At 68.8% G+C, this 410-nt stretch carries 1 protein-coding gene; it reads right to left on the bottom strand.

The features are described from left to right. A partial coding sequence (locus KDL01_RS42415) for a DUF4142 domain-containing protein (protein WP_212534339.1) occupies nucleotides 1-379 on the bottom strand: 379 nt, incomplete at its 3' end. Nucleotides 380-410 lie beyond the last annotated feature (31 nt).

Raw genomic sequence — 410 nt, 5'->3', positions numbered from 1 at the left:
CCACGAACCCCTGCTGCTGCGGTGACGCCTGGTTCGGCAGGGTGATCCCGAGTTCCAGGGCGATCTTGCGGCAGCTGGCGTCGAGCCGGCCGTGTCCGACGACCAGGTGCACGCCCGCCTCCTTCATCTCCGGCGTCGTCCCCCGCTCCATCGCCAGCAGACCCAGGGGGTGCTCCCAGAGTCCGGCCGCGCGCACCTTGACCACGAAGTCGCGGTCCGCCTCGGTCAGCGGACCGTAGTTCGTGTTGGCGACCACCCGGTCCTGCTGGGTCGAGGTGTTCTGCACGCCCAGCATGGTGGGGTAGGCGAGCGCGGTGAGGGTGAGGATCATTGCTCCGCCCACGAACGCGGTTCCTGCCGTGCTGCGCGAGATGCGCATCGTGCCTCCTGGGATATGAACGGCCCAACAG

The organism is Actinospica durhamensis (genome assembly GCF_018139695.1).
GTDB lineage: Bacteria > Actinomycetota > Actinomycetes > Streptomycetales > Catenulisporaceae > Actinospica > Actinospica durhamensis.
Note: the sequence above shows the minus strand (reverse complement) of the source record. Positions and strands in the feature narration are given on the sequence as shown.